Source organism: Hydrogenophaga pseudoflava, assembly GCF_031020795.1.
Taxonomy (GTDB): domain Bacteria; phylum Pseudomonadota; class Gammaproteobacteria; order Burkholderiales; family Burkholderiaceae_C; genus Hydrogenophaga; species Hydrogenophaga pseudoflava_A.
Genome location: NZ_JAVHJP010000003.1, coordinates 760,050 through 784,032, shown reverse-complemented (window position 1 = coordinate 784,032; position 23,983 = coordinate 760,050). Strand labels below are relative to the sequence as shown.

Annotated in this window: 22 protein-coding genes and 1 tRNA gene; 8 read left to right on the top strand and 15 right to left on the bottom strand. The window is 68.6% G+C overall.

The window, feature by feature from the left end:
- Positions 1 to 87 precede the first annotated feature (87 nt).
- Positions 88 to 672 carry a Crp/Fnr family transcriptional regulator gene (locus RCO38_RS13330; RefSeq protein WP_308328795.1) on the top strand — a complete coding sequence of 195 codons (585 nt, stop codon included), beginning with the start codon at positions 88 to 90 and terminating at the stop codon, positions 670 to 672.
- Between the two features lie 3 nt (positions 673 to 675).
- On the opposite strand, the gene RCO38_RS13325 is transcribed toward RCO38_RS13330, so the two are convergent.
- From RCO38_RS13325 to RCO38_RS13315, 3 genes are read right to left on the bottom strand one after another with little or no spacing between them, the layout of a single operon-like run.
- Complete coding sequence (locus RCO38_RS13325; RefSeq protein WP_308328794.1) at positions 676 to 1,203, bottom strand: TPM domain-containing protein; 528 nt, start codon at positions 1,201 to 1,203, stop codon at positions 676 to 678.
- A gap of 5 nt (positions 1,204 to 1,208) precedes the next feature.
- On the bottom strand, positions 1,209 to 2,114 hold the full coding sequence (locus tag RCO38_RS13320; protein WP_308328793.1) for a TPM domain-containing protein: 906 nt from the start codon (positions 2,112 to 2,114) through the stop codon (positions 1,209 to 1,211).
- Positions 2,111 to 2,710: a LemA family protein gene (locus RCO38_RS13315; RefSeq protein ID WP_308328792.1), complete on the bottom strand. Its 600-nt coding sequence runs from the start codon at positions 2,708 to 2,710 to the stop codon at positions 2,111 to 2,113. Before RCO38_RS13315 ends, RCO38_RS13320 begins: the two co-directional genes overlap by 4 nt.
- 75 nt (positions 2,711 to 2,785) lie before the next feature.
- Here RCO38_RS13315 and RCO38_RS13310 point away from each other — a divergent pair, with 75 nt between their 5' ends.
- From RCO38_RS13310 to RCO38_RS13300, 3 genes are read left to right on the top strand one after another with little or no spacing between them, the layout of a single operon-like run.
- Positions 2,786 to 3,223: a YybH family protein gene (locus tag RCO38_RS13310; protein ID WP_308328791.1), complete on the top strand. Its 438-nt coding sequence runs from the start codon at positions 2,786 to 2,788 to the stop codon at positions 3,221 to 3,223.
- A gap of 1 nt (position 3,224) precedes the next feature.
- Positions 3,225 to 4,223, top strand: coding sequence for a YheT family hydrolase (locus tag RCO38_RS13305; protein ID WP_308328790.1), 999 nt, complete (start codon positions 3,225 to 3,227; stop codon positions 4,221 to 4,223).
- Between the two features lie 10 nt (positions 4,224 to 4,233).
- Complete coding sequence (locus RCO38_RS13300; RefSeq protein WP_308328789.1) at positions 4,234 to 4,800, top strand: DUF2946 family protein; 567 nt, start codon at positions 4,234 to 4,236, stop codon at positions 4,798 to 4,800.
- Between the two features lie 63 nt (positions 4,801 to 4,863).
- Here the strand turns inward: RCO38_RS13300 and RCO38_RS13295 are convergent, their stop codons facing one another.
- The 10 genes from RCO38_RS13295 to RCO38_RS13250 all read right to left on the bottom strand — a co-directional run bounded on the left by RCO38_RS13295 (position 4,864) and on the right by RCO38_RS13250 (position 17,438).
- The gene (locus RCO38_RS13295; RefSeq protein WP_308328788.1) at positions 4,864 to 5,721 is read right to left on the bottom strand and encodes a c-type cytochrome; all 858 of its coding nucleotides are present in this window, start codon (positions 5,719 to 5,721) and stop codon (positions 4,864 to 4,866) included.
- Positions 5,722 to 5,844: 123 nt separating this feature from the next.
- Complete coding sequence (locus RCO38_RS13290) at positions 5,845 to 7,485, bottom strand: alpha-D-glucose phosphate-specific phosphoglucomutase (protein WP_308328787.1); 1,641 nt, start codon at positions 7,483 to 7,485, stop codon at positions 5,845 to 5,847.
- Positions 7,486 to 7,575: 90 nt separating this feature from the next.
- Positions 7,576 to 9,222, bottom strand: coding sequence for an alpha-glucosidase family protein (locus tag RCO38_RS13285; protein WP_308328786.1), 1,647 nt, complete (start codon positions 9,220 to 9,222; stop codon positions 7,576 to 7,578).
- Positions 9,219 to 10,568 (bottom strand): GH1 family beta-glucosidase, encoded by a 1,350-nt coding sequence (locus RCO38_RS13280; protein ID WP_308328785.1) that lies wholly within the window; start codon positions 10,566 to 10,568, stop codon positions 9,219 to 9,221. The genes RCO38_RS13285 and RCO38_RS13280 overlap by 4 nt, the downstream gene beginning before the upstream one ends.
- A 3-nt stretch (positions 10,569 to 10,571) precedes the next feature.
- Positions 10,572 to 11,744, bottom strand: coding sequence for a carbohydrate ABC transporter permease (locus RCO38_RS13275; protein ID WP_308328784.1), 1,173 nt, complete (start codon positions 11,742 to 11,744; stop codon positions 10,572 to 10,574).
- Positions 11,741 to 12,745 (bottom strand): carbohydrate ABC transporter permease, encoded by a 1,005-nt coding sequence (locus tag RCO38_RS13270; protein ID WP_308328783.1) that lies wholly within the window; start codon positions 12,743 to 12,745, stop codon positions 11,741 to 11,743. Before RCO38_RS13270 ends, RCO38_RS13275 begins: the two co-directional genes overlap by 4 nt.
- A gap of 34 nt (positions 12,746 to 12,779) precedes the next feature.
- Positions 12,780 to 14,081 carry an ABC transporter substrate-binding protein gene (locus tag RCO38_RS13265; protein ID WP_308328782.1) on the bottom strand — a complete coding sequence of 434 codons (1,302 nt, stop codon included), beginning with the start codon at positions 14,079 to 14,081 and terminating at the stop codon, positions 12,780 to 12,782.
- Positions 14,082 to 14,143: 62 nt separating this feature from the next.
- Positions 14,144 to 15,145 carry an ABC transporter ATP-binding protein gene (locus RCO38_RS13260; RefSeq protein WP_308328781.1) on the bottom strand — a complete coding sequence of 334 codons (1,002 nt, stop codon included), beginning with the start codon at positions 15,143 to 15,145 and terminating at the stop codon, positions 14,144 to 14,146.
- A 165-nt stretch (positions 15,146 to 15,310) separates the two neighbouring features.
- The gene (locus tag RCO38_RS13255; protein WP_308328780.1) at positions 15,311 to 16,378 is read right to left on the bottom strand and encodes a LacI family DNA-binding transcriptional regulator; all 1,068 of its coding nucleotides are present in this window, start codon (positions 16,376 to 16,378) and stop codon (positions 15,311 to 15,313) included.
- A 154-nt stretch (positions 16,379 to 16,532) separates the two neighbouring features.
- The gene (locus RCO38_RS13250) at positions 16,533 to 17,438 is read right to left on the bottom strand and encodes a carbohydrate porin (RefSeq protein WP_308328779.1); all 906 of its coding nucleotides are present in this window, start codon (positions 17,436 to 17,438) and stop codon (positions 16,533 to 16,535) included.
- A 352-nt stretch (positions 17,439 to 17,790) separates the two neighbouring features.
- Between RCO38_RS13250 and RCO38_RS13245 the strand changes: the two genes are divergently transcribed.
- Both RCO38_RS13245 and RCO38_RS13240 read left to right on the top strand, forming a co-directional pair.
- A tRNA-Arg gene (locus RCO38_RS13245) sits at positions 17,791 to 17,866 on the top strand.
- Between the two features lie 57 nt (positions 17,867 to 17,923).
- Positions 17,924 to 18,928 carry a 3'-5' exonuclease gene (locus RCO38_RS13240; RefSeq protein WP_308328778.1) on the top strand — a complete coding sequence of 335 codons (1,005 nt, stop codon included), beginning with the start codon at positions 17,924 to 17,926 and terminating at the stop codon, positions 18,926 to 18,928.
- 35 nt (positions 18,929 to 18,963) lie between these two features.
- Here RCO38_RS13240 and ytfE read toward each other — a convergent pair whose 3' ends face one another.
- Together ytfE and ccoG are read right to left on the bottom strand one after the other, a co-directional pair.
- On the bottom strand, positions 18,964 to 19,632 hold the full coding sequence (ytfE, locus tag RCO38_RS13235; protein ID WP_308328777.1) for an iron-sulfur cluster repair protein YtfE: 669 nt from the start codon (positions 19,630 to 19,632) through the stop codon (positions 18,964 to 18,966).
- 111 nt (positions 19,633 to 19,743) lie between these two features.
- Positions 19,744 to 21,171 carry a cytochrome c oxidase accessory protein CcoG gene (gene ccoG, locus RCO38_RS13230; protein WP_308328776.1) on the bottom strand — a complete coding sequence of 476 codons (1,428 nt, stop codon included), beginning with the start codon at positions 21,169 to 21,171 and terminating at the stop codon, positions 19,744 to 19,746.
- Positions 21,172 to 21,278: 107 nt separating this feature from the next.
- Here ccoG and RCO38_RS13225 point away from each other — a divergent pair, with 107 nt between their 5' ends.
- Complete coding sequence (locus RCO38_RS13225) at positions 21,279 to 23,204, top strand: type IV pili methyl-accepting chemotaxis transducer N-terminal domain-containing protein (protein WP_308328775.1); 1,926 nt, start codon at positions 21,279 to 21,281, stop codon at positions 23,202 to 23,204.
- Positions 23,201 to 23,923 (top strand): response regulator, encoded by a 723-nt coding sequence (locus RCO38_RS13220; RefSeq protein WP_308328774.1) that lies wholly within the window; start codon positions 23,201 to 23,203, stop codon positions 23,921 to 23,923. The genes RCO38_RS13225 and RCO38_RS13220 overlap by 4 nt, the downstream gene beginning before the upstream one ends.
- The last annotated feature ends 60 nt before the right edge of the window (positions 23,924 to 23,983 follow it).

The following is a 23,983-nucleotide window of genomic DNA, read 5'->3' as shown; positions in this document are numbered from 1 at the left end:
AACCGGCTGAGGCCGGTTTTTTTTCGCCGCCCTGTGGCCCTGCCAGGGACGACGGTGAAATCATCTCCTCTCTGACGCACGACATCCATGCGTACTCCCTCGATCTCCGAACGACCAGACCTGCCGCCCGAGGAGGTGGCGGCCCGTCTGCTCGTCACGCCTTCGGCTCTGGACGATCTGAAGCTGGCCGACGCCAAGCGGGTGGTGCGCTACATGCATCCGCAGTTGATCTCGGCGGGGACGGTCTTCATCCAGGAAGGCGAGCTCACGGGCAACGACTACATGATGCTGATCCTGGAAGGCGACATCTCGGTCGAAAACGAGCTGCCCGGTGCCGACGGCAGCATCGTCGTCAACGTGATCGGCCCGGGGCATCTGATCGGTGAAATGGGGGTGTTGGATGGGTCTCCTCGGTCGGCGACCTGCACCGCCATCACCGACGTGGCGGCCGCCGTGCTGTCGCGGTCCGCACTGCGGCGGCTGCTCAAGGCGGACCCGGCGGTCGGGGCGCGCCTCTTGCTGGCGATTTCCAAGCGCATGGCCGACCGCCTGCGCGAGACCACGCGCAAGCTGCGCACCTTCGCCCAGATGAACAAGGCCCTGCACCAGGAGCTGCAGGTGGTCATGAACAACCGCACCGGCCGCAGCGGTCGGAACTCCGGGGAAGGCTGAGCCTCAGGCCCGCACCACGAGATCGGGGAGTTCGTTGGGGTTGGGCACGCCGGCTTCGGCCGGAAAAAACTCCACCAGCAGGGCCGAAACCTCTTCCAGGGCCTGGGTCAGACCGTCTTCGAAGGCCCCCTGGTGCAGCCGGCCTGCCAGGCGGTCTACCATGGCCTGCCAGCGCGTCTGGTCGACCCGCCCGCTCAGCCCGCGGTCGGCCACCAGTTCGATGGACCGTTCGGCCAGCAGCAGGTAAATCAGCACACCGTTGTTGTCCTGCGTGTCCCAGACACCCAGCCGACCGAACCAGCTCATGGCACGTTCCCTGGCCAGCACGCGGACGGTGGTCTCGTCTCCCAGGCGCCAGAGATAGGACAGGGGCAGGGCAGCCTCCACGCACAGCCGGATCTCGCCGCTGTGGCGCGCCTCGCTGGCAGCGATGCGACGGGAGAGCCGAAGCGCCATGTCGTCGGGCACCAGGCGGCGCGCGTCGCGGCTGTCGAGCCAGCGGTGCCTGAGAATTCGAAGCAGCCTGTTCATGGCGTTCACCAGCTGCCGGAGGCGCCACCACCCCCGAAATTGCCGCCACCGCCGGAGCTGAAGCCGCCACCGCCCCATCCGCCCCCGCGGCCGCCGCCGCCAAAACTCCCGCCGCCCCAGTCGCTGCCACCGCGGCGCCCGCGGCCGGACGACGGCATCGAGGGCAGCATCTGGAAGAAAAGAGCCGCCAGCATGGCCAGCATGCCGGCGCCCACCGCGATCCAGAACACCGAGGTGAGCACCCAGGCGATGGCCCCTGCGCCGCCACCGGTGAGCAGGGTGCCGAACTTGTTGCCGAACAGACTGCGCAGCACGGCTGACAACATCGGCACCGCAAAGACCAGGAAGATCAGCAGGTCCATCGGTGCGAAGCCCGCTTCATCTGGCGCGTTGCCGGTTTCGGGCAGTGGCAGGTTCTCGCCGGACACTCGGGCCATGATCTGTTCAACCCCGTCCCCGATGCCACCCGCGAAGTCGTTGCGGCGGAAGGCCGGCGTGACCGCCTGGTCGATGATGCGCCGGGCCACCAGGTCGGGAATTGCGCCCTCCAGCGTCTTGCTGGTGGCGATGCGCACCCGGCGGTCGTTCTTGGCCACCACGAACAGCACGCCGTCGCCCACGTCGCGCCGCCCGATCTTCCAGGCGTCGCCCAGCCGCTGCGTGTAGTCGGCGATGTCCTCGGGTTGTGTGGTCGGCACCAGCACCACCACGATCTGGGTGCCGCGCTCGGTCTCGAAGGCGGCGAGCCGGGACTCCAGCGCGGCCTGCTGGGTCGCGTCCAGGGTGCCGGTCTGGTCGATCACGCGGCTGCGCAACTCGGGCACCGGCAGCACGGCCTGCGCCCACGCCAGCACCGCCCAGAGCAACCAGAGCACACCCACGCCGAGCGCGCGAACGCGGTGCAGCGTCATGGCTTGTTGAAGTCGACCTTGGGCGGCGCGCTGATGGCGGCCTCGTTCTCGACCTTGAAGCCTTCCTTGGTCTTGTAGCCAAACACCATGGCGGTGAGGTTGGTCGGGAAGCTGCGGGTCAGCACGTTGTAGGACTGCACCGCTTCGATGTAACGGTTGCGGGCCACCGTGATGCGGTTTTCCGTGCCTTCGAGCTGCACACGCAGGTCGGAGAAGCCCTGGTTCGCCTTGAGGTTGGGGTACTGCTCGACCACCACCATCAGGCGGCTGAGCGCGCTGCCCAGCTCGCCCTGCGCGGCCTGGAACTTCGCCATGGCCTCGGGGTCGCTGAGCATCTCGGGCGTGACCTGGATCGACGTGGCCTTGGCGCGCGCCTCGACCACCTTGGTCAGCGTTTCCTGTTCGAAGTTGGCCTCTCCCTTGACGGTGGCGACGATGTTGGGGATGAGATCGGCGCGGCGCTGGTACTGGTTGAGCACCTCGGCCCAGGCCGACTTGCTCTGTTCGTCCAGGTTCTGGAATTCGTTGTAGCCGCAACCGGAGAGCAGCAGGCCGGTGGACAGCACAAGGGTGGCAAGGGACAGACGGGGCTTCATGGTCACTCCTGCAGGTCAAAGACCTATCATAGTGCCCCGCTTTTGCGCCACCGACCACGCCCCCTGCACCCGCCCATGCAACGATCCAAGTTCTCTCCCGGCACTGCGGACGACACCGAAGCCGCCTTCTATGAGGCACTGCACCAGGGCGACCTGGAGCGCCTGATGGCCTGCTGGGCCGACGAGGAGGACATCGTCTGCGTGCACCCGGGCGGCCAGCGCCTGGTGGGCCACAGCGCCGTCCGGGCCGCGTTCGAGGCCCTGCTGGCCAACGGTGGCGTGCGCGTGATGCCCGAGCGCGCGCGCCGCATCGATGCCGGCGGTTGCAGCGTGCACAGCGTGATCGAGCGCATCGAAGTGATGAGCGACGACGGGCCGGCCCATGCCTGGGTGCTGGCCACCAATGTCTACGCCAAGACCGTGCACGGCTGGCGCATGGTGGCCCACCACGCCAGCCCGGGAAGCCGCAACGAGCCGGCGGAGGCGCTGAGCGCGCCGCCAGTGTTGCACTGAGATGGCGGCACCGGCCTTCGACTACCACGCGCCCTGGTGGCTGCCGGGCGGCAACGCCCAGACGCTCTGGGCGGCGCTGTTCGCGCGGCGCCACGCGGGGGCCGCACCGCTCTGGCGGCGCGAGCGCTGGCAGACCCCCGACGGCGACTTTGTCGATGTGGACACCACCACCCACGCGGTGGCGCCGGATGCGCCGCTGCTGGTGCTGTTCCATGGCCTGGAAGGGTCATCGGCCAGCCAGTACGCGGTGGCCTTTGCCGACTTTGCCGCACGCGAGGGCCTGGTGCTGGCGGTGCCGCACTTTCGGGGCTGTTCGGGCGAGCTGAACCTCGCCCCACGCGCCTACCACTCGGGCGACTTCGAGGAGGTGGACTGGATCCTGCGTCGCTTTGCCGCCGGCCACCCCGGGCGGCCTCTGCTGGCGGCCGGCGTGTCCCTGGGCGGCAACGCCTTGCTGCGCTGGGCCGGCGAGATGGGCAGCGCGGCCGGTCGCACCGTGCGTGCGGTGGCGGCCATCTGTTCGCCGCTCGATCTGGCGGCCGGCGGGCACGCCATCGGACGCGGCTTCAACCGGCTGGTCTACACCCGCATGTTCCTCTCCACCATGGTGCCCAAGGCGCTGAAGAAGCTGGAGCAGCACCCGGGTTTGTTCGACCGCGAGGCGTTGCTGGCCGCGAGCGACCTCTACCAGTTCGACAACCTGTTCACCGCGCCGCTGCACGGCTTTCGCGACACCGACGACTACTGGGCCCGCGCCTCGGCCAAGCCGGTGCTCAGCGACATCCGCGTGCCGGCGCTGGCGCTCAATGCGCTCAACGACCCCTTTGTGCCCGCCGACTCCCTGCCCACGCCGCAGCAGGCCGGACCGCAGGTCACGCTGTGGCAGCCGGCGCAGGGCGGGCACGTGGGCTTCCCTGTGTCACAGCCGCCGCTGGGCCTGCCCGGCCACGTCATGGCCATGCCGGCGGCGGTCGGCCGCTGGCTGCTGGCCCACCGCTGAAGGACCTCCCATGGACGACATCGTCAAGGCCGCGCTGGCCAAATGGCCCAACGTGCCCCACTGCCACGGCTGGCTGGGCCTGGACGCCCGGGGCGACTGGTACATGCGCGACGACCGCTGCCAGCGCGCCGGCCCTTTCGCCGCCGAGCCGGGCGAGGGCGTGGCACCGGCCAAGGGTTCGCGCCTGCTGCACGACAAACTCATCGCCTTCATCGGCCGCAATTACCTCGCCGACGAACAGGGGCAGTGGTTCTTCCAGAACGGCCCCCAGCGCGTCTATGTCGAACTCGAAGCCACGCCGTGGATCTGGCGCCTGCAGCCCGACGGATCGGTGCTGGCCCACACCGGTGCGCCCGCCGGCACCGTGCAGCGCTGCCTGCTGGACGAGGCCGGACACCTGTACCTGGAGACCGGGCTCGGTCTCGGCCTGGTGCACACCAGCGACATGGCCCAGGCGGCCGACCGGGTGGAGCAGGGCGCCTGGCAGCCCGAGCCGGTGGCGGCGGACAGCCTGCCGCAACGCTGGGCGTTTGTGAAAAGCCCACAGCGCGCCCTCGGGCCGGGCCCCTGGGTCTGAGCGCCGAGCGGGCAACAAAAAAGCCGGTCGCTTGACCGGCTTTTTTGTTGGGGAAGTCGAGGCTTACTTGACGGCGGCCAGCATGTACTCGACGGCGGCCTTGATGTCGGCGTCGGAGGCGGTGGAACCACCCTTGGGCGGCATGGCGTTCTTGCCCTTGATGGCGCTGGCGGTCAGGCCGTCCAGACCCAGACCCACGCGGGCGGACCAGGCGGCCTTGTCGCCGAACTTGGGCGCACCGGCCACACCGGCGGCGTGGCACACCGAGCAGGCCTGTTTGTAGAGGGCCTCGCCAGCACCGGCGGCCGGCACGGCGGCGGCAGCGGGCGCAGCGGCCACCGGTGCGGCGGCGGCTGCAGGGGCTGCCGCCGGGGCGGTTGCGGGAGCGGCTTCGGCAGCCGCCGCAGGAGCGGCGGCACCGGCGGCGGCGGGAGCCTGCGGTTCGGCGAACTTGCCGCCAGCAGCGTTGGCCATGTGCACCACGGCGCGACCGATCTCGACATCGCTGAAGGCGCCGCCACCCTGGGCACCCATGGCGCCCTTGCCCTTGAGGGCGGAGGTCAGCAGGGCTTCATAGCCGGCGCCCAGGCGGGGGCCCCAGGCGGCTGCGTCGCCGAACTTGGGAGCACCCGCGGCGCCGGTGGCGTGGCAGGCCGAGCACTGGGCGGTGTAGACCGCTTCACCGCTGGCCAGCGGGCGGTTGGCATCGCGCAGTTCGACCGAGCCGATCTTCTGGATGCGGATGGCCGTGGCCAGTTCCGGATCGACGGCGCCCGCGGCGGGCTTGTTGTCCGAGGTGACGTAGTACACCAGGCCGATGATGATGAAGACCGGGGCCACGAAGGAAAAAAACGACGTCCAGAGCAGCTGGGCGGGGGTCTTGATCGGGCCGGTGTGGGAGTCGTGCGCGTGGTCGCTCATGGGGTCCTCGGATGGCGAGTCGGTCTGGTGGGGGTGGGGGGCCTGCACAAGGCAAATAGCCGCGAATTATAGCCAGCCGACCCTGACGGCCCGCTGCCAGGCGGGCCGCCGGGGTGGGGCGCTTCAGGTCATGACGCTGGGCTGCGCCATGCCGGTGTGGTGTTCGATGCGCGCAAGCGTGCGGGCCAGCGCAATCAGCGGGGCCAGCGCTGCCTGCGCGGGGACGTCGTGCCGCGCCGCGTCGGGTTCGTGGCGCTCCAGATAGACGCGCAGCGTGGCGCCTTCGGTGCCGGTGCCCGAGAGCCGGAACACCACGCGCGAGGAGTCTTCGAGCACCACGCGCACGCCCTGTTTCTGGCTCACCGAGCCGTCCACGGGATCGGTGTAGGCGAAGTCGTCGGCCCAGGCGATCTGTTGTCCTTCGACGGTGCTGCCGCCCAGCGTCGGCAGCTGGGCACGCAGCTCGGCCATCAGCGCGTTGGCCTTGTCGGTTGGGATGCCGTCGTAGTCGTGGCGCGAGTAGACGCAGCGGCCGTGTTCGGTCCACACGCCGCGCACCAGCTGCTCGACCGACTGGCCCGTGGTGGCGACCAGGTTGAGCCAGAACAGCACGGCCCAGAGGCCGTCCTTCTCGCGCACGTGGTTCGAGCCGGTGCCGTAGCTCTCTTCGCCGCAGAGCGTGATCTTGCCGGCGTCGAGCAGGTTGCCGAAGAATTTCCAGCCCGTGGGCGTCTCGTAGCAGGCGATGCCCAATGTCTTGGCCACGCGGTCGGCGGCGGTGGAGGTGGGCATGGAGCGCGCCACCCCGGCCAGGCCGGCGGCGTACCCCGGCACCTTGGTGGCGTGGGCCGTCAGTACGGCCAGGCTGTCGGAGGGCGAGACGATGAAGCCGCGCCCGAGGATCATGTTGCGGTCGGCATCGCCGTCGGAGGCGGCGCCCATGTCGGGCGCGTCGGGCGCCATCAGGTGGGCGATCAGGTCGTCGGCGTAGGCCGGGTTGGGGTCCGGGTGCAGGCCGCCGAAATCTTCCTTCGGTTCGGCGTTCACCACGGTGCCGGCCGGGGCGCCCAGCTCGCCCTCGATGATGGCCTTGGCGTAGGGGCCACCGACGGCCCACATGGCGTCGTAGCGCAGCCGGAACCCGCCGGCGAACAGGCGGCGGATGGCCGCAAAGTCGAACAGTTCGCGCTGCACCGCGGCGTAGTCGGCCACCGGGTCGATCACCTCGATGGCCATGCCTTCCATCATGTGCGTGCCCAGGGTGTCGAGCGGGATGTCGGCGGCGTCGCTCAGCCGGTACTGGGTGAGCGCCTGCGTGCGCTCGTAGATGGCCTGGGTGAGTTTCTCGGGCGCCGGGCCGCCGTTGGTGGCGTTGTACTTGATGCCGAAGTCGCCGTCGGGCCCGCCGGGGTTGTGGCTGGCCGAGAGGATGACGCCGCCGCTGGCGCCACGGCGGCGGATCACCGCGCTGGTGGCCGGCGTGGACAGGATGCCGCCCTGGCCGACGAGCACCTTGCCGTAACCGCGCGCCGCCGCCATCTTCAGGATGGTCTGCACCGCCGCGCGGTTGTGGAAGCGCCCGTCGCCACCGAGCACCAGGGTCTGGCCCGCCGCGGGTGCGTCGCCGTGCAGCACGTCGAACAGGGCCTGGACGAAGTTCTCCAGGTAGTGCGGCTGCTGGAACACGGAGACCTTCTTGCGCAGGCCGGAGGTGCCGGGCAGCTGGCCGGCGAACGGGGTGGTGGCGACAGTCTGGATGCTCATGAGGGCTCCTGAGGGAATGGCAACAGCGTTCCGGCCGGCACGGGCCGGCCACAGCCGCCAGTGTCGCGCACTTCGGCGAAACGTCTGCGCTCAGGCGCGCCGCAGGTGCAGCCCTCCCCATGGGGTGCAGCGCACCGTGTCCCCGTTCAGCTGCGCGCCTTCCAGGCCGCTGCCGCCGAGCACGGTGGCGCCCTGCCACTCCGCGGGGAGCGTCAGTTCGGCCGGTTGGTCGCTGAAGTTGAAGACGCACAGCAGCGTCTGTTGCTCGTGCTCCCGGGTGAAGGCCAGCAGCTGGGGGTGCGGCGGCAGCAGCGAGAGCCGGCCGCTGCGCAGTGCGGGCTGGTCGCGGCGCCAGTGCAGCAGGCGCGTGACGAAGGAGAGCATCGACTCCGGCGCACCGGTCTGCTGGTCCACCGCCAGCGGCCGGTGGGTCTCGGCCACCGGCAACCAGGGCCTGGCGCCCGTGGTGAAGCCGGCCTGCGGTGCGTCGGCCGACCAGGGCATGGGCGTGCGGCAGCCGTCACGGCCCTTGAACTGTGGCCACATCGTGATGCCGTAGGGGTCCTGCAGGTCTTCGTAGCGCAGCTCGGCCTCGGGCAGGCCCAGTTCCTCACCTTGGTAGAGGCAGACCGTGCCGCGCAGGCTCACCTGGAAGGCAGCGGCCAGGCGCAGCAGGCGCGGGTCCGGGGCTGGTCCGCCCCAGCGCGTGGCCGAGCGCACCACGTCGTGGTTGGACAGGGCCCAGCAGGGCCAGCCATCGCCCACGATGGTGCTGAAGCGCTGCAGGAAGCCGTGCAGGAAGGGCGCGTCGTGCGCCTCGCCCAGCAGGTCGAAGCAGTAGGCCATGTGCAGCTTGTCGCCGCCCGCCGTGTATTCGGCCACGCGGGCCAGGCCGTCGTCGTCGCCGATCTCGCCCACCATGGTGGTGTCGGGGTACTGGTCGAGCAGGGCGCGCAGGCGCTGCAGGAAGGGCAGGTTTTCCGGCCGGCTCTTGTCGTAGACGTGGCGCTGCCAGCCGTAGGGGTTGAAGGGGTTGACCGCCGGGTCGGGGTTGTTCGGGTCGGGCGCGCCGCGGCCGGGGTTGTCGCGCAGCTGCGCGTCGTGGAAGAAGAAGTTGACCGTGTCCAACCGGTAGCCATCCACACCGAGGTCGAGCCAGAACTTCACCGTGGCCAGCAGCGCGTCCTGCACCTGCGGGTTGTGGAAGTTCAGGTCGGGCTGGCTGGTCAGGAAGTTGTGCAGGTAGTACTGGCAGCGGCGCGTGTCCCACTGCCAGGCGCTGCCGCCGAAGATGGAGAGCCAGTTGTTGGGCGGATTGCCGTCGTCCTTCGCATCGGCCCAGACGAACCAGTCGGCCTTGGGGTTGTCGCGGCTGCTGCGGCTTTCCACGAACCAGGGGTGCTGGTCGCTGCAGTGCGAGAGCACCTGGTCGATCATGACCTTCAGGCCGAGCTGGTGCGCGCGCGCCACCAGGGCACGGAAGTCGTCCAGCGTGCCGAACATCGGGTCGACGTCGCAGTAGTCGCTGACGTCGTAGCCGAAGTCCTTCATCGGGCTTTTGAAGAAGGGCGAGATCCAGATGCCGTCGGCGCCGAGCGCCGCGATGTGGTCCAGGCGCTGCGTGATGCCCGGCAGGTCGCCGATGCCGTCGCCGTTGGAGTCCTGGAAGCTGCGCGGGTAGATCTGGTAGATCACGCCGCCGCGCCACCAGCCGTTGTTGGGTGCCTTGTTGCTCATGTTTGCGGAGAAGAAATCAGTTGCTGGAGCCAGCGCGCGCTGGCCTTGGCCGTGCGCTGCTGGGTGGTGTAGTCGACGTGCACGACGCCGAAGCGCTGGGTGTAGCCGTGTGCCCACTCGAAGTTGTCGAGCAGGCTCCAGACGTAGTAGCCGCGGATGTCCAGGCCGCTGGCGACCATCTGCGAGAGCTGCTGCAGGTGCGACTGCAGGTAGCCCAGGCGCAGGCGGTCGTCGCACGCGCCATCGGTCACGGGCGTGTTGTCGGCGGCACCGTTTTCTGTGATCCAGATCGGGGGCAGCGGCCACTGCGCCAGCAGATTGCGCGTCACTCGCTCCAGCCCTTGCGGGTAGATCTCCCAGCCGATGTGGGTGAGGTCGGGGCGCTGCGGGTCGGGCGGCACGAAGCGGTAGCCGCGGCGCTGCTCGTCGGCACTCTGAGGCGCCTGCGCGATGGAGCGCGTGTAGTAGTTCAGGCCGATGAAATCCAGCGGCTGGGCGCAGATGGCGATGTCGCCGGGGCAGCGCTGCTCGGCGAGTGCGCCGATCTGTTCGATCATCTCGGCCGGCCATTCGCGACCGAACAGCGGGTTGAGGAACACATCGTTGCGCTCCAGCTCGGCCAGGCGCGCGGCGGCGATGTCGGCCGGTGCGTCGCTGGCCGGGTCGCACAGCTCGGGATTGAGCACGACGCCCAGCTGGGTGTCGCTGCGCACGCTGCGCCAGGCCTGCAGACCCAGGCCGTGGGCCAGCATCAGGTGGTGCGCGGCCAGCAGCGACGAGGGTCTGTCCTGCACGCCGGGCGCGAACACACCGATGTCGTGGCCCAGGAAGGCGCTGCACCAGGGTTCGTTGAGCGTGGCCACGCGCGGCAGCCGGTCGCCCAGTTCGCGGGCGACGATCTGCGCGTAGTCGGCGAAGCGCTGGGCGGTGTCGCGGTGCAGCCAGCCGCCGTGTGCGCGCTGCAGCTGCGCCGGCAGGTCCCAGTGGTAGAGCGTGGCGTTGGGCGTGATGCCTTTCTCGTGCAGCGCGTCGAGCAGGCGGCGGTAGAAGTCCAGCCCCTCGGGGTTGGCGCTGCCGTCCTCACGCACCACGCGGGTCCAGGCGATGGAGAAGCGGTAGTGCCGGAAGCCCAGGTCGGCCATCAGCGCCACGTCCTCGCGGAAACGGTGGAAGTGGTCGCAGGCCACCAGGCCGTCGCTGGCGTCCCGGATGCGGCCCGGCTGGGCGCAGAAGTCGTCCCAGATGCTGGGCCGCTTGCCGCCTTCGAGGGCACCGCCCTCGATCTGGAAGGCAGCGGTGGCACAGCCCCATTCGAACGAAGGGGGAAATTGGGGGGAGTCGGTCATGGGTTATTTGACGGAGCCTGAGAGCAGGCCGCGCACGAAGAAACGTTGCAGCGAGAAGAACACGGCCACGGGCACCGCGATGGAGACGAAGGCGCTGGCGGTCAGGATCTCCCAGCTCTCGCCGCGCGAACCCAGCAGGTCGTTGAGCTTGATGGTCAGCACCACCTGGTCGGGCGACTTGCCCAGGAACACCAGCGCCACCAGGAAGTCGTTCCAGACCCAGAGGAACTGGAAGATCGCGAAACTCGCCAGCGCCGGCACCGACAGCGGCAGCACGATGCTGGTGAAGATCTGGAAGTGCGTGGCGCCGTCCATGCGCGCGCTTTCGATGATGTCGCGCGGCAGCGAGGCGATGTAGTTGCGCAGCAGGTAGATCGCCAGCGGCAGGCCGAAGGCCGAGTGCGCGAGCCACACGCCCAGGTAGGACTTGGACGCCACGCCCATGGTCTCGCCCACATCGTTGTAGAGCCGCAGCAGCGGGATCAGCGACATCTGCAGCGGCACCACCAGCAGGCCCACCACCACCACGAACAGCCAGCGCCGGCCGGGGAACTCCATCCAGCTGAAGGCGTAGGCCGCAAACGCCGCGATCAGGATCGGAATGAAGGTGGCGGGAATCGTGACCTTGAAGGTGTTGAGGAAGGCGTTGCCCACGCCTTCGGAGTCGACCACCTTCTGGTAGTTGGTGGCGGTGAAGCTCGGTGGCGTCTCGGCCACGTAGAAGATGCGCACGCCGCGGTCGCTCTCGTAGGCCTGGCTCAGCACCAGCCGGTACTGGCCGTCGGCGGCCACGGTGATGGTGCCGTCGGGCTTGCCGTCTTCCTCGTCGAAGATCTGCGCATCGCCGAGCTCGATGGTCTGGCCCACCGGGTGCTCGCCGGGGCTGGACGACTTCATGGAGAAGCGCTGCAGCCGCGTGGCATTGCCTTCGGGGAACAGGCGGCCGGCGATCACGAAGCGCTCGCCGTCCTTGACCACGCTCTGCGCGCCAGCGGTGCGGCGCATGTCGGGGCGGGTCTGGGTGGACAGCGCGGTCCACCAGCCGGAGCTGACGATCTGCTCGCGGTCGCGGAAGCTGGAGACCAGCAGGCCGAAGGTGGGCAGCACCCAGGCCAGCACGATGGCCAGCAGCAGCGCGTGGGCGGCCAGCGTGGCCGGGGAGAACTTGAGTTTCATCGCTGGGCCTCCTCGGCACGGAAGCGGCGGATGTTGAAGGCCATCACCGGGATCACGGCGAGCATGAGCACCATGGCCAGGGTGGAGCTGCGGCCGTAGTCGCCGCCGCCACGGAACATCCAGTCGTACATCAGGTTGGCCAGCACCGAGGTGTCCCACTGGCCGCCGGTCATGGCCATGACGATGTCGAACACCTTGAGCACGGTGATGGTGATGGTGGTCCACACCACCAGGATGGTGGACATGACCTGCGGAATCATGATCTCGAAGAAGATCTGCAGTTCAGTGGCACCGTCGATGCGCGCGGCCTCGATGGTGTCGTTGGGCACGCCGCGCAGTGCGGCCGAGAGGATGACCATGGCGAAGCCGGTCTGGATCCAGATCAGGATGGCCATGAGGAAGAAGTTGTTCCAGAACGGCACCGTCACCCAGGCCTGCGGCGCCAGGCCCAGGCCCTGCACGATGGCGTTCAGGATGCCGATCTGCTCGTTCTCGGGGCCGCGGAAGTCGTAGACGAATTTCCAGATCACGCTGGCGCCGACGAAGCTGATGGCCATCGGCATGAACACCAGGGTCTTGGCGGCGTTGCCCCACCAGACGCGGTCGGCCAGCACGGCCACCACCAGCCCGAGTGCGGTGGACGCGGCCGGCACCACCAGCAGCCACAGGAAGTTGTTGCGGATGGTGATGAGGAAGTTCTCGTCGGTGAGCACCCAGGCGTAGTTGGACAGGCCGACAAAGCCCTCGCCCGTGGCGTCCATGAAGCTCAGGCGCAGGGTCTCGAAAAACGGGTAGACGAGGTACACGCCCAGCAACAGCAGGGCCGGTGCGATGAACAGCCAGGGCCGCACGCCCGCGCGCAGCCGCTCGCGCCGCTGCCGCGGCATGGACGGCCGCGCCAGGATGTTGTCCAGCAGCCAGTTGCTGCCCGCGAAATACAGCAGGCAGACACCGACACTGACCACCACGGCCAGAAGGGTCTGGAAGATTGAATCGCTCATGGTGGTTCGTCCGGTGTCTGCTGCGTGGCGCGGTTTACTTCAACGCGTCCCAGGATTTCTGGATGTCGTCGGCCACGGCCTGGGCGGACTTGCCACCCGAGTAGTCGACCATGCCTTTCCAGAAGCTGCCGGCACCCACGGCGCCGGGCATCAGGTCGGAGCCGTCGAAGCGGAAGGTGGTGGCGCCCAGCAGGATCTCGCCCTGCTTGCGCTGCGCCTTGGTCTTGTACTTGGCCAGGTCCGTGCCCTTGTGCGGCGTCAGGAAGCCGTCTTCGGCCATCCAGATCTCGTGGGCCTGCGGGTGCTGCAGGTACTCCATGAAGGCGCGGGCGCCCTTGCTGTCCTTGGTGATCGTCATGATCGTGCCGCCGCCGAGCACCGGGTTGCCCAGCTTCTTGCCGGCGTAGGACGGGAAGTAGAAGAAGTCGGCGTCGGCCGCCTTGCCCTCAGGGAAGAAGGCCGGGATGAACGAGGCCTGGCGGTGCATGTAGCACTTGGGCGGCGAGCCGAACAGGCCCTTGGGGCTGTCCTTGAAGCTCACCGTGGCCACGGCCTTGGCGCCGCCGTCCACGTAGGCGTCGTTGCGGGCGAACCAGCCGTAGGCCTCGATCGCTTCGACGACGCGCTTGTCGTTGAACTTCATCTTGTTGCTGGTCCACTCGTCGTAGACCTGCGGGCTCTGGGTGCGCAGCATCATGTCCTCGACCCAGTCGGTGGCGGGCCAGCCGGTGGCGGCGTCCGAACCCAGGCCGATGCACCAGGGCTTGCCGCCGTCCGCGGCGATCTTCTTGGTCAGGTCCTGCAGCTCTTCCATGGACTTGGGCACCTTGTAGCCCTTCTCCTTGAAGTTCTCGGGGATGTACCAGACCAGGCTCTTGACGTTGACGTTGAAGAACAGGCCGTAGAAGTTGCTCTTGCCGTCCTTGCCCTTGTAGGTGCCCAGGTCGGCCCAGGAGCTGCCCGCGGCGTAGTTGGTCTTGACCCAGTCGCGCGCCTTGTCGCCCAGCGGCACCAGACCGCCGATGGCGGCCATGTTGGCGGCCAGACCCGGCTGGGGGAACACCGAGATGTTGGACGGCGAACCGGCCTTGATGTCGATCACGATCTGCTGCTCCGAGCTCTGCGAGCAGGAGTGCTTCACCGTGGCGCCGGTGGCCTTCTCGAAGTTGGCGACCACCTTCTTGAAGAAGCCTTCTTCCGCACCCGTCCAGGGGCAGGTGACGGTGACCGTCTCGCCCTTGAGGTCGGGGCCCTTGTAGTCGGCGGCGTGGGCGGTGGCGCCCAGCGTGCCCAGCGCCAGTGCGGCGGCGCCGGCGATCGTGGTGGTCTTGAACATCGTGCTTGTCTCCAGGGTGAAGCTTCGCGGCCCATCCGCAAAGCGGGGTGAAAAGGGGGTGGTCAGAGTCGCAGGCCGGCGGCGTCGAAGCGGTACAGATGCTCGGGCCGGTGGCCCAGGCGCAGCGTCTCGCCCGGCTGCACCGAGACCGAGCCGTCGACGCGCGCCGTGAGTTCGCCCAGCGCGCCGGCGTCGATGTAGGCGAAGGTCTCGTTGCCCAGCTGTTCGGCGTGGCGCAGCGTGCCTTGTATGGGGCCGTCGGCCGCCAGGTGCAGGTGCTCGGGGCGCACGCCCACGCAGTGCGCGCCCAGGGCCTGGGCGTAAGGGCCTTCGATGAAGTTCATCTGCGGGGAACCGATGAAGCCGGCCACGAAGCGCGTGGCCGGGCGGTGGTAGAGCTCCAGCGGCGCGCCGACCTGTTCGATGCGGCCCTTGTTGAGCACCACGATCTTGTCGGCCAGGGTCATGGCCTCGACCTGGTCGTGCGTCACGTAGACCATGGTTGCGCCCAGGCGGCGGTGCAGCGTGGCCAGCTCCACGCGCATCTTGGTGCGCAACGCGGCGTCCAGGTTGGACAGCGGCTCGTCGAACAGGAACACCTTGGGGTTGCGCACGATGGCGCGTCCGATGGCCACGCGCTGGCGCTGCCCGCCCGAGAGCGCCTTGGGCAGGCGCTGCAGGTAGTCGGTGAGCTGCAGGATGCCGGCCGCCTCGCGCACCCGGCGGTCGATCTCGTCCTTGGGCAGCTTGGCGATCTTCAGGCCGAAGGCCATGTTGTCGTAGACCGTCTTGTGCGGGTAGAGCGCGTAACTCTGGAACACCATCGCCACGCCGCGTTCGCTGGGGGGCAGGTCGTTGACCACCTGCTCGCCGATGGAGAGTTCGCCGCCGGAGATGTCCTCCAGCCCCGCGATCATGCGCAGCAGGGTGGTCTTGCCGCAGCCCGAGGGGCCGACAAATACTGCGAACTCCCCGGGCTGGATGTCCAGGTCGACGCCGTGGATGACGTCCACACGCCCATAGCTCTTCTTGATGCCCCGCAAACGCAAACCGGACTGTGTCATGGATGGAAACCTTTCGTGTCGGCCGCCGGCAAACGACGGGCCAACACCCGCCGGCTCACTGGGCCGTCACAAAATTACAGCACCGATGCAAACGATTGCATGATGGGGTTTGCCCTATGTCTCCGGAACAAACCGGTTACGAAGCGAGGGGCGGTCGGAGGGGGGTCAGGCGCTGCTTTCCCGCCGGATCAGCTCGGCGGGCAGCACGATCGAGCGGCGCGGCTGGCCGGCGAGCGCCTCGAACAGCAGGTCCACCAAGGCGCGCCCGGCCTCGCCGGTGGGCTGGCGGATGGTGGTCAGGGTGGGGTGAACGTGCTCGGCCAGTGCGATGTCGTCGTAGCCGACCAGCTTGACGTCGGCCGGCACACTGAGGCCGCGCTCGTTGAGCGAGCCCATGAGCGAGATCGCGGTGACGTCGCTGGAGGCGAAGATGGCGTCGAAGGGCGTGGCCTGGTTGAGCCAGCCGTCGATCACTTCGCGGATGCGCGAGTCGCCGAACAGGAAGGACTGCAGCAGGCGGGGGTCCATCGCGATGCCGGCTTCCTGCAGAGCGCGGGTGTAGCCCTGGTAGCGCTGGCCGGCTTCGGGGTGGGTGATGTCGCCGAAGAAAGCAATGCGGCGGCAACCCTGTTCGATCAGGTGGCGCGTGGCCAGGTAGCCGCCCATGGCGTTGTCGCCGCCGACCACGGGGTACAGGGCATCGGGCAGCGGCGCACCCCAGACCACCATCGGGAAGCCGTTGCGCGTCAGCTCGTTGAGGTAGTCGTGCAGCGTCAGCTGGCCGATGACGATCAGACCGCCGACCTGGCCGCTTTCCACGAGGTCGGAAAGCACGTGCTGGCGGTCGGCCTTCAGGCGCGTCAGCAGCAGGCTCATGCCGCGCTCGTCCAGGGTGTCGGCCACCGAGCCGAGGATGCTCAGCAGGAACGGGTCCGAGATCATCTGCATGCTGTCGCCCAGGATGACGACGCCGATGGTCTGCACGCCACGCTTGCGCAGGTTGGCCGCACCGACGTTGACGCGGTAGCCCAGCGAATTGGCCAGCTCGGTGATGCGCTCGCGCGTGGCCTGCGGAATCAGCGGGCTGCCGCTGAGCGCGCGCGAGACGGTGGAGGCCGACACGCCGGCCAGCCGCGCGATGTCGGCCATCTGCATGCGCTTGCGGCCCCGGGCGGGTGCTTGTGCGGAGGGCGTGGAATCGTCGGGGGTGGGAGCGGCGGGCTGGCGGGGCATCGACAGATTATTTCACCCGATAACGATCGGGCGCTTGGAGAGGAAAAAAAGCCCGGGCGCCTTGCGACACCCGGGCCAACTCTGATTGCCGAGAGGAAATGGGATCGATCACCCTTTCAGGTTCTCTCACCCCGGAAAGATCGGGAACCCCCGATCAAAACGCGTAATTGATGCGCACGCGGGCCGCGGTCTGGCCCTTGGTGCCCGAGCCGCCCTTGGCGAAGCTCAGGGCCGGCGTGATGGTGGCGCCCTTGACGCCGAACAGGGGCAGCGAGTAAGCGGCGTAGAACGTGTTGTTCTTCGCGCCGCTGGCGCCCTTGTCCAGGATCAGGCCGAAACCGGCCGGGCCGAAGGTGCCGTTCAGGCCGACGGACTTGTCGTCTTCCATCTTGGCGAAGTTCAGGTTCATGCTGGCGTCCTTGCCCAGGGCGTAACCCACGGACACGCCGGCACCGTTGGTGCTCTCGGTGCCGCCGACCACCTTGACGGACTCGACACCGACGCGCACGGTGACGGGGCCAGAACCAAAGCTCACAGCCGGGCGGACGCCGCGGGCTTCACCGGCTTCCTTGCTGTAGACCAGGCCGACTTCGATGCGGGCCGGGCCGGCGTTGAAGCCGGGGGCAATGTGCACCGAGTCCTTGCCGAAGCGGCCGCGCAGCTTGTTGGCGCGGTAACCGCCATAGCCGCTGTTTTCGACCAGCACGTCCTTGCCCAGGGGGAACAGGTCCATGGCTTCGAAGCGGCCCATCTTGACGTCCATGCCGGCGTTGCCGAACTGCACCCACATGTCGTCGGTGCCGGTGTCGCCGTCCTTCTTGAGCAGCAGGCTGGCACGGGCGGCCACGAAGGCGTCACCGTTGGTGGCCTTGGCGCCGACGTTGAATTCGACGCGGCCGCCCATGTTCAGGTCGCTGTCGCGGGCGTTGGAGGCGCCTTCCACCTTGTTCTGGTAGGTGGTGTCCAGTTCCAGGTTGGCGTCCAGGGCCACGTCGGCGTGGGCGGCAAAGGCGGTGGCGCAGAGGGCGGCAGCGGCCGCGAGTTTGAAGCTGTGTTGCATGAGGTACTCCGGAGTGTGAATGTTGTGAACCACTCTCTCCTGTACCGATGTTTCATGCCGTGGGGCACATCATCGGTCGGGAAAGCCCCCGAATTCGACCATTGATGCAAACGGTTGCATTTGGTGAAAACCCTGAAGAAGTGCCCCGTAACCGTTACGTAACCGCGCCAAAACAACAGATTGACGGGGTCGGGAAAACCCGTCTGGTGCAAAGGTTTGCATCGTAATAAAGATACAAAAAATGCTAGCAACAGGGTCTTGTCGGCGGGTGCTGTTCCCGCGCATGGCCGACGGCGGTTCGCCACGGTGCCGCCGGGCGCATGTGAGACAATGGCGGGCTTTCCAAGCATGCGCGGCTGTAGCTCAGTGGATAGAGTATTGGCCTCCGAAGCCAAGGGTCGTGGGTTCGATCCCCGCCAGCCGCGCCACTTCAATGACCTGCGTGGGTCGTCCATGACCCGCGGCCCGATGAGTGGCCTTCTCTCATGAGCCAGCTCAGTTTCGAATTCGAGCCGCCGCAGGAGCGCCCCACGGCGCGCACCGACGACGCGGCCACCACGCCGCTCACCCCCGAAGACATGGCCCGGCGGCTGGAGCAGCACCCGGACTTCAAGGTGTTGCGCCGCCTGGTGCCCTTGCTGGACCACGGACCGCCCGCGTCCGCAGATGTCGACGCGCAGCCGCAGGCTGCTGCGGCGCGCGTGCTCATCCTCGACACCGAGACCACCGGGCTCTCCCACGCCAGCGACCGCATCATCGAGCTGGCCCTGCTGCTGGTGTCGGTGGACGTGGCCACCGGCCGTCCCTTCGGCCCGGTGGAGACCTTCGAGGGCTTTGAAGACCCGGGCGTGCCCATCCCGGAGGTGGCGAAACAGGTCACGGGCATCAGCGACGAGATGGTTCGAGGCCAGCGTCTGGACGAACACCGCGTGCAGGCCCTGGTCGACCGCGCCGACCTGGTGGTGGCGCACAACGCCGGTTTCGACCGGCCCTTTGTCGAGGCGCGTTTCCCGGGCTTCGCCGACAAACCCTGGGCCTGCTCGTTTGCCGACATCGACTGGAAGGCGCAGGGCGCCGAATCGGCCAAGCTCAGTGCGCTGGCGCAGGACCGGGGCTGGTTCTACGACGCCCACCGGGCGCTGGTGGACTGCCATGCCTTGTTGCAGGTCCTTGCCGGTGCGCAGACCGACGGGGGCACGACGGGACTGTTCCGCCTGATGGCCGCGGCCGCGCAGCCGGGCTACAGGCTTCGCGCCACCGGCGCGCCTTTCGAGGCGAAGGACCGGCTCAAAGCCCGCGGCTACCGCTGGGACGGCGAGGCCAGGGTCTGGTTCTGCAACCTGGGGAGCGACGCGGCGCTGGCCGACGAGCTGGCCTGGCTCAAGGCCGAGGTCTACGGCGCACGCCGTGCGCAGGTCGACGTGGAGGCCCTGGATGCGCGGACGCGCTATTCGCTGCGCTCGGGGCGCATGGAAAAACGCGCGCTCTGACGCGCATGGCAGCCCGAGGTCCGGCGGCGCCGGACTCAGGCGCCGAAGCGCGGGAACAGGACGTTGTTTTCCAGGTGGATGTGGCTGATCAGGTCGTTGGTCAGCTGCGCCGTGCCGGCGTAGAGCGCGCGCCAGGTGTTGCAGGCGCCTTGCGGTGGCGTGTGGTCGTTCGTCAGCGCGGCCAGCCGTTCCAGGTGTTCGCCATGGCCGGTGTGTTCTTCGCGCATGACGGTGATCGGGCCTTCCACGCCGGCACTGCCGTCCTCGATGGCGGGGAACAGCACCTGTTCTTCCTTCTCCATGTGCTCCAGCAGCTCGACCTCCATGATTTCCAGGTGCTCGGCGAGCCCGTGCGGTGCGTCAGGGTGGTCGCGGTGCACCGCCTCCACGCGGCGCGCCATGCGCACCAGTTCGGGCAGCTGTTCGCGGTGCACCGCGTGGTAGCGGGTGAGGATGTGGTCGATCAGGGCCACGGCGTCCGGCGACTCGGGCGCGGTGTCGTCGCGGCGCAGGCCGGCCAGCTCGGCCACCACGCGCGCCGTGTCCAGGCCCTTGCGCTCGCAGGCCTCGCCCAGACTGATCTGGCCGCCACAGCAGAAGTCCAGTTTGAGTCGGCGGAAGATGGCAGTGGCGCCGGGCAGGTCGACGGCGATCTGGCCAATGGCCTGCTGCTCGATGGGGCGGTCGGTGGTGAGGGTGGTCATGCTCGTCCTTTAAATATGCATTCGCAATGCATGTATTGAGCCATAAAACGCATCACGGGTGCATATTTCCTTCGGACGAGTCCGGGCTTCCGGAAGAACGAGCCGGGGGCCTCAGCGCGGCACGATGAAGACGGCGTCGACGCGCACCGGGCGGCCGCCCGTGTCCTCCGCGCCCTCGGGGATCACCGACACCGTGGCGTGCAGGGTCTGGCCGGCGTGCGCCTGGGCCGCTTCGGCCGGCAGCACCAGGCGCAGCGGCACCGAGGCACTGGCCGCCGCCTCCACCGGGACCGTGGTGGCCGAGTCGATGTGCAGGCCGGGCACGCCCTCCACCGCCAGCCGGAAGCGGCGCGCCACCTCCTGGCTGTTGGTCACCTGCAGGCGGTAGGTGTTCTCGATCGCGCCGCGGTCGACCATGCGTGCCAGCGCCCCGCGGTCCTTGATGAGCACGGCATCGACGTCGCTTCGGTGCCCCAGGCTCCAGAGCCAGGCCCCGGTGAGGCCGGCAAGCAGGGTGCCGTAGATCAGCACGCGCGGGCGCCACACGCGGCGCAGCATCTGGCGCGCGCTCCAGCCCTGGGCCACCGCGTTGCCGGTGGTGTAGCGGATCAGACCCTTGGGGTAGCCCATCTTGTCCATCACGTCGTCGCAGACGTCGATGCAGGCCGCGCAGGCGATGCATTCGTTCTGCAGGCCGTTGCGGATGTCGATGCCGGTGGGGCAGACCTGCACGCACAGCGTGCAGTCCACGCAGTCGCCCAGGCCGGCGGGGCGCTCCTCGGCCTTGCGCGAACGCGGGCCGCGGCGCTCGCCGCGCGCGCCGTCGTAGGCGATGACCAGCGAGTCCATGTCGATCAGCGCGCTCTGGAAGCGGGCGTAGGGGCACATGTACTTGCACATCTGCTCGCGCAGGTAGCCGGCGTTGCCGTAGGTGGCCGCGGCGTAGAACAGCACCCAGAACCACAGCCACGGCGACTGCGCCGGATTGAGCAGCGCCGGGGCCAGTTCGCGGATCGGGTGGAAGAAGCCGACGAAGGTGAAACCGGTGAGCAGCGCCAGGCCGATCCAGCCGGCCTGCTTGGCGCCCTTGCGCGAGAGCTTGTGCAGCGACCAGGGTTGGGCGTCCAGGCGCATGCGGGCCGAACGGTCGCCCTCGGTCTTGCGCTCGATCCACAGGAACATCTCGGTATAGACCGTCTGCGGGCAGCTGTAGCCGCACCACAGGCGCCCGGCGATGGCGGTGAAGAAGAACAGCGCCAGCGCGCAGATGACCAGCAGCGCCGCGAGGTAGATGAAGTCCTGCGGCTGCAGCACCAGGCCCAGCACGTAGAAGCGGCGCTGCTCCAGATCGAACAGCAGGGCCTGGCGCCCGTTCCACTGCAGCCAGGGCATGCCGTAGAAGAAAAGCTGCGTCACCCACACCATGACCCAGCGCCAGCGCGAGAAGACGCCGGTGACCGAACGCGGGTAGATCTTGATGCGGCTCTCGTACAGCGAGCCGGTGGCGGGCTCGCGGGGCGGGGTGTCGGTGACGCTCATGGGAAAGGGCCCGGGCCATCAAAAAGATGCAGATTCTATGAATCTTCTTCGCGACCGACGACAAGAACAGCTTGCCCCCGCCACCCGAACGGGTACAGTGCCGGGCCATGCGCCCCAGTGCTTCCCTGTCCACCAAACTGATCCGCATCGGTGCGGCGCTGCTGGTGCTGGCGCTGGCGTCCATCGGGCTCACTCTGTGGGTCACCTGGCAGCTCGAAGGCGGCGCGGCCGCGGTCAACGAAGCCGGGCGCATGCGCATGCAGACCTGGCGCCTGACCAGCGCGGTGCAGGCGCACCGGCCCACCGCGGAGGTGCAGGCCCTGGTGCAGCAGTTCGATCAAAGCCTGGGCGTGCTGCGCGAAGGCGACCCGGCCCGCCCGCTGTTCGTGCCCTGGGACCCGGACGTGCGGCGCGAGTTCGCCGCGGTGGAACGGCACTGGAAAGCGCAGAGTGCCCTGTGGTCCTCGCCGCCGCAGGCGGGCGACCCGGTGCTGCTGCGCTCGGCCGACGAATTCGTCATGGCCATCGACCGCCTGGTGCTGGCCATCGAGCACCAGCTCGCCGGCTTCACCGCGCTGCTCAACCTGTTCCAGTTCGCCATGATGGCGCTGGCCATCGCCGGTGCCGTGGTCATGCTCTACACCGGCTACCTGTACGTCATCAACCCGCTGGCGCACCTGCGCCGCGGCCTGGCGCAGGTGGAGGGCGGGCAGTTCGGCGCCCGCATCGACGTGGACACGCAGGACGAGTTCGGCCAGGTGGCGGCCGGCTTCAACCGCATGGCGGCCACGCTGCAGTCGCTCTACCAGGGGCTGGAGGCCAAGGTACAGGCCAAGACGCAGCGCATCGAGGCGCAGCGCGCGCGACTCGAAGCGCTCTACGAAGTCAGCGCCTTCCTGGCCAAGGCCAACACCATCGAGGAGCTGTCCCGGGGCTTCTCGCAGCGCGTGCGCTCGGTCATGAAGGCCGACGCGGTGGCGGTGCGCTGGTCCGACGAGGCCAACCAGCGCTACCTGATGCTGGCCTCCGACTGCTTCCCGCAGGAGATGCAGGCCGAGGAGCGCAGCCTGATCGCCGGGGCCTGCGCCTGCGGCAGCCTGCAGCCCGACGCGCGCACCCGCGTCATCCCCATCCACAGCCACGAGGCCGCGCCCATGCGCCACTGCGCGCGCGTGGGCTACCAGAACCTGGTGAGCGTGCCGGTGCGGCTGCAGCAGCGGCTGATCGGAGAGATCGACCTGTTCTTCCGCAGCGAGGTGCAGCTCAACGCCGACGAGACCGAGCTGCTGGACGCACTGGCCAGCCACCTGGCCAGCGCGCTCGAGGGCCTGCGCGCCGCGGCGCTGGAGCGCGAAGCGGCGGTGGGCGAGGAACGCGCGCTGCTGGCGCGCGAGCTGCACGACTCCATCGCCCAGTCGCTGGCCTTCCTGAAGATCCAGGCGCAGCTGCTGCGCGGCGCGGTGCAGAAGCAGCAGCCCGAGAAAGTGCAGTCCACGCTCGACGAGCTGGACGCGGGCCTGAAGGAAAGCATCAACGACGTGCGCGAGCTGCTGGTGCACTTCCGCACCCGCACCAACAACGTCGACATCGAGGCCGCGCTGCAGGAGACACTGCAGAAGTTCCAGCACCAGACCGGCCTGCCGACGCTGCTGCAGATCGATGGCGAGGGCCTGCCGCTGCCGGCCGATGTGCAGGTGCAGGTGCTGCACGTGGTGCAGGAGGCGCTGTCCAATGTGCGCAAGCACGCCGATGCCAGCCATGTGAGCCTGGACGTGCACAAGGGCGAGCAGTGGCGATTTGTGGTGCGCGACAACGGCAGCGGCTTCGACACCACGCAGCAGCGTGGCGAAACCCATGTCGGCACCAAGATCATGCGGGAGCGGGCCGAGCGCATCGGTGCCACCGTGCAGATCGAATCCCGCAGCGGCCAGGGCACCGCCGTCACGCTCACGCTGCCACCGAATCCGGTGACCGCCGTCGGCTCGGGCACAGCGGGCCTGGACTTTTCCGAATCCGTACTGACCACCCCATGACCACTTCCATCGAGCTGCTGCTGGTCGACGACCACACCCTGTTCCGCCGCGGCCTCAAGGCGCTGCTGGAGCAGGACGAGCGCTTCACCGTCACGGCGGAGGCCGGCGACGTGGGCGAGGCCCTGCGCTGCCTGCAGCGGCGGCCGCCGCAGGTGATCCTGCTGGACAACCACCTGCCCGGCGTGCACGGGGTGGATGCGATTCCCGCGCTCAAGGAAGCGGCGCCGGCCGCACGCGTGCTGATGCTCACCGTCAGCGAGAACGAGAACGATCTGGCCGCGGCGCTGCAGGCCGGGGCCGACGGCTACCTGCTCAAGACGGTGGAGTCGGACCAGCTGTGCGAGACCATCGTCAAGGTGATGGACGGCGAGTCGGTCATCAGCCCCGAGATGATGACCAAGCTGGTGGCGGTGTTCCGCTCCCGGCCGTCTGCGGCGCCCGCGGCAGCGCCCGTCACAGCAACCGTGGCGGTGCCGGCCGGGGCGCCGGAGCCGCTGGAGGCGCCGCGCGAGCCCGCTCCAGGGGTGGGCCTGCTCTCGCCGCGCGAGCGCGAGATCCTGCTGCTGATCGCACGCGGCGACTCCAACAAGCTGATCGCCCGCGAACTGGACATCGCCGAGACCACGGTGAAGATCCATGTGCAGCACATCCTGCGCAAGCTCGGCCTGAGCTCCCGCGTGCAGGCCGCGGTGTTCGCCACCAGTCAGGGACTGGCCTGAGGGCGGCCGGATCCGCTTTGATCTGGCGCAAAGCCGCCTGAGAAACCCGAAGGAGTAGTT

What these genes read in the sequence shown, in the direction of transcription:
- RCO38_RS13295 (WP_308328788.1), bottom strand. Translation starts at nt 5,721, where the DNA reads ATGAGCGACCACGCGCACGACTCCCACACCGGCCCGATCAAGACCCCC.
- RCO38_RS13305 (WP_308328790.1), top strand. Translation starts at nt 3,225, where the DNA reads ATGGCGGCACCGGCCTTCGACTACCACGCGCCCTGGTGGCTGCCGGGC.
- RCO38_RS13300 (WP_308328789.1), top strand. Translation starts at nt 4,234, where the DNA reads ATGGACGACATCGTCAAGGCCGCGCTGGCCAAATGGCCCAACGTGCCC.
- RCO38_RS13280 (WP_308328785.1), bottom strand. Translation starts at nt 10,568, where the DNA reads ATGACCGACTCCCCCCAATTTCCCCCTTCGTTCGAATGGGGCTGTGCC.
- RCO38_RS13285 (WP_308328786.1), bottom strand. Translation starts at nt 9,222, where the DNA reads ATGAGCAACAAGGCACCCAACAACGGCTGGTGGCGCGGCGGCGTGATC.
- RCO38_RS13310 (WP_308328791.1), top strand. Translation starts at nt 2,786, where the DNA reads ATGCAACGATCCAAGTTCTCTCCCGGCACTGCGGACGACACCGAAGCC.
- RCO38_RS13275 (WP_308328784.1), bottom strand. Translation starts at nt 11,744, where the DNA reads ATGAAACTCAAGTTCTCCCCGGCCACGCTGGCCGCCCACGCGCTGCTG.
- RCO38_RS13325 (WP_308328794.1), bottom strand. Translation starts at nt 1,203, where the DNA reads ATGAACAGGCTGCTTCGAATTCTCAGGCACCGCTGGCTCGACAGCCGC.
- RCO38_RS13290 (WP_308328787.1), bottom strand. Translation starts at nt 7,485, where the DNA reads ATGAGCATCCAGACTGTCGCCACCACCCCGTTCGCCGGCCAGCTGCCC.
- RCO38_RS13255 (WP_308328780.1), bottom strand. Translation starts at nt 16,378, where the DNA reads ATGCCCCGCCAGCCCGCCGCTCCCACCCCCGACGATTCCACGCCCTCC.
- RCO38_RS13240 (WP_308328778.1), top strand. Translation starts at nt 17,924, where the DNA reads ATGAGCCAGCTCAGTTTCGAATTCGAGCCGCCGCAGGAGCGCCCCACG.
- RCO38_RS13225 (WP_308328775.1), top strand. Translation starts at nt 21,279, where the DNA reads ATGCGCCCCAGTGCTTCCCTGTCCACCAAACTGATCCGCATCGGTGCG.
- RCO38_RS13315 (WP_308328792.1), bottom strand. Translation starts at nt 2,710, where the DNA reads ATGAAGCCCCGTCTGTCCCTTGCCACCCTTGTGCTGTCCACCGGCCTG.
- RCO38_RS13220 (WP_308328774.1), top strand. Translation starts at nt 23,201, where the DNA reads ATGACCACTTCCATCGAGCTGCTGCTGGTCGACGACCACACCCTGTTC.
- RCO38_RS13265 (WP_308328782.1), bottom strand. Translation starts at nt 14,081, where the DNA reads ATGTTCAAGACCACCACGATCGCCGGCGCCGCCGCACTGGCGCTGGGC.
- RCO38_RS13260 (WP_308328781.1), bottom strand. Translation starts at nt 15,145, where the DNA reads ATGACACAGTCCGGTTTGCGTTTGCGGGGCATCAAGAAGAGCTATGGG.
- ccoG (WP_308328776.1), bottom strand. Translation starts at nt 21,171, where the DNA reads ATGAGCGTCACCGACACCCCGCCCCGCGAGCCCGCCACCGGCTCGCTG.
- RCO38_RS13270 (WP_308328783.1), bottom strand. Translation starts at nt 12,745, where the DNA reads ATGAGCGATTCAATCTTCCAGACCCTTCTGGCCGTGGTGGTCAGTGTC.
- ytfE (WP_308328777.1), bottom strand. Translation starts at nt 19,632, where the DNA reads ATGACCACCCTCACCACCGACCGCCCCATCGAGCAGCAGGCCATTGGC.
- RCO38_RS13250 (WP_308328779.1), bottom strand. Translation starts at nt 17,438, where the DNA reads ATGCAACACAGCTTCAAACTCGCGGCCGCTGCCGCCCTCTGCGCCACC.
- RCO38_RS13330 (WP_308328795.1), top strand. Translation starts at nt 88, where the DNA reads ATGCGTACTCCCTCGATCTCCGAACGACCAGACCTGCCGCCCGAGGAG.
- RCO38_RS13320 (WP_308328793.1), bottom strand. Translation starts at nt 2,114, where the DNA reads ATGACGCTGCACCGCGTTCGCGCGCTCGGCGTGGGTGTGCTCTGGTTG.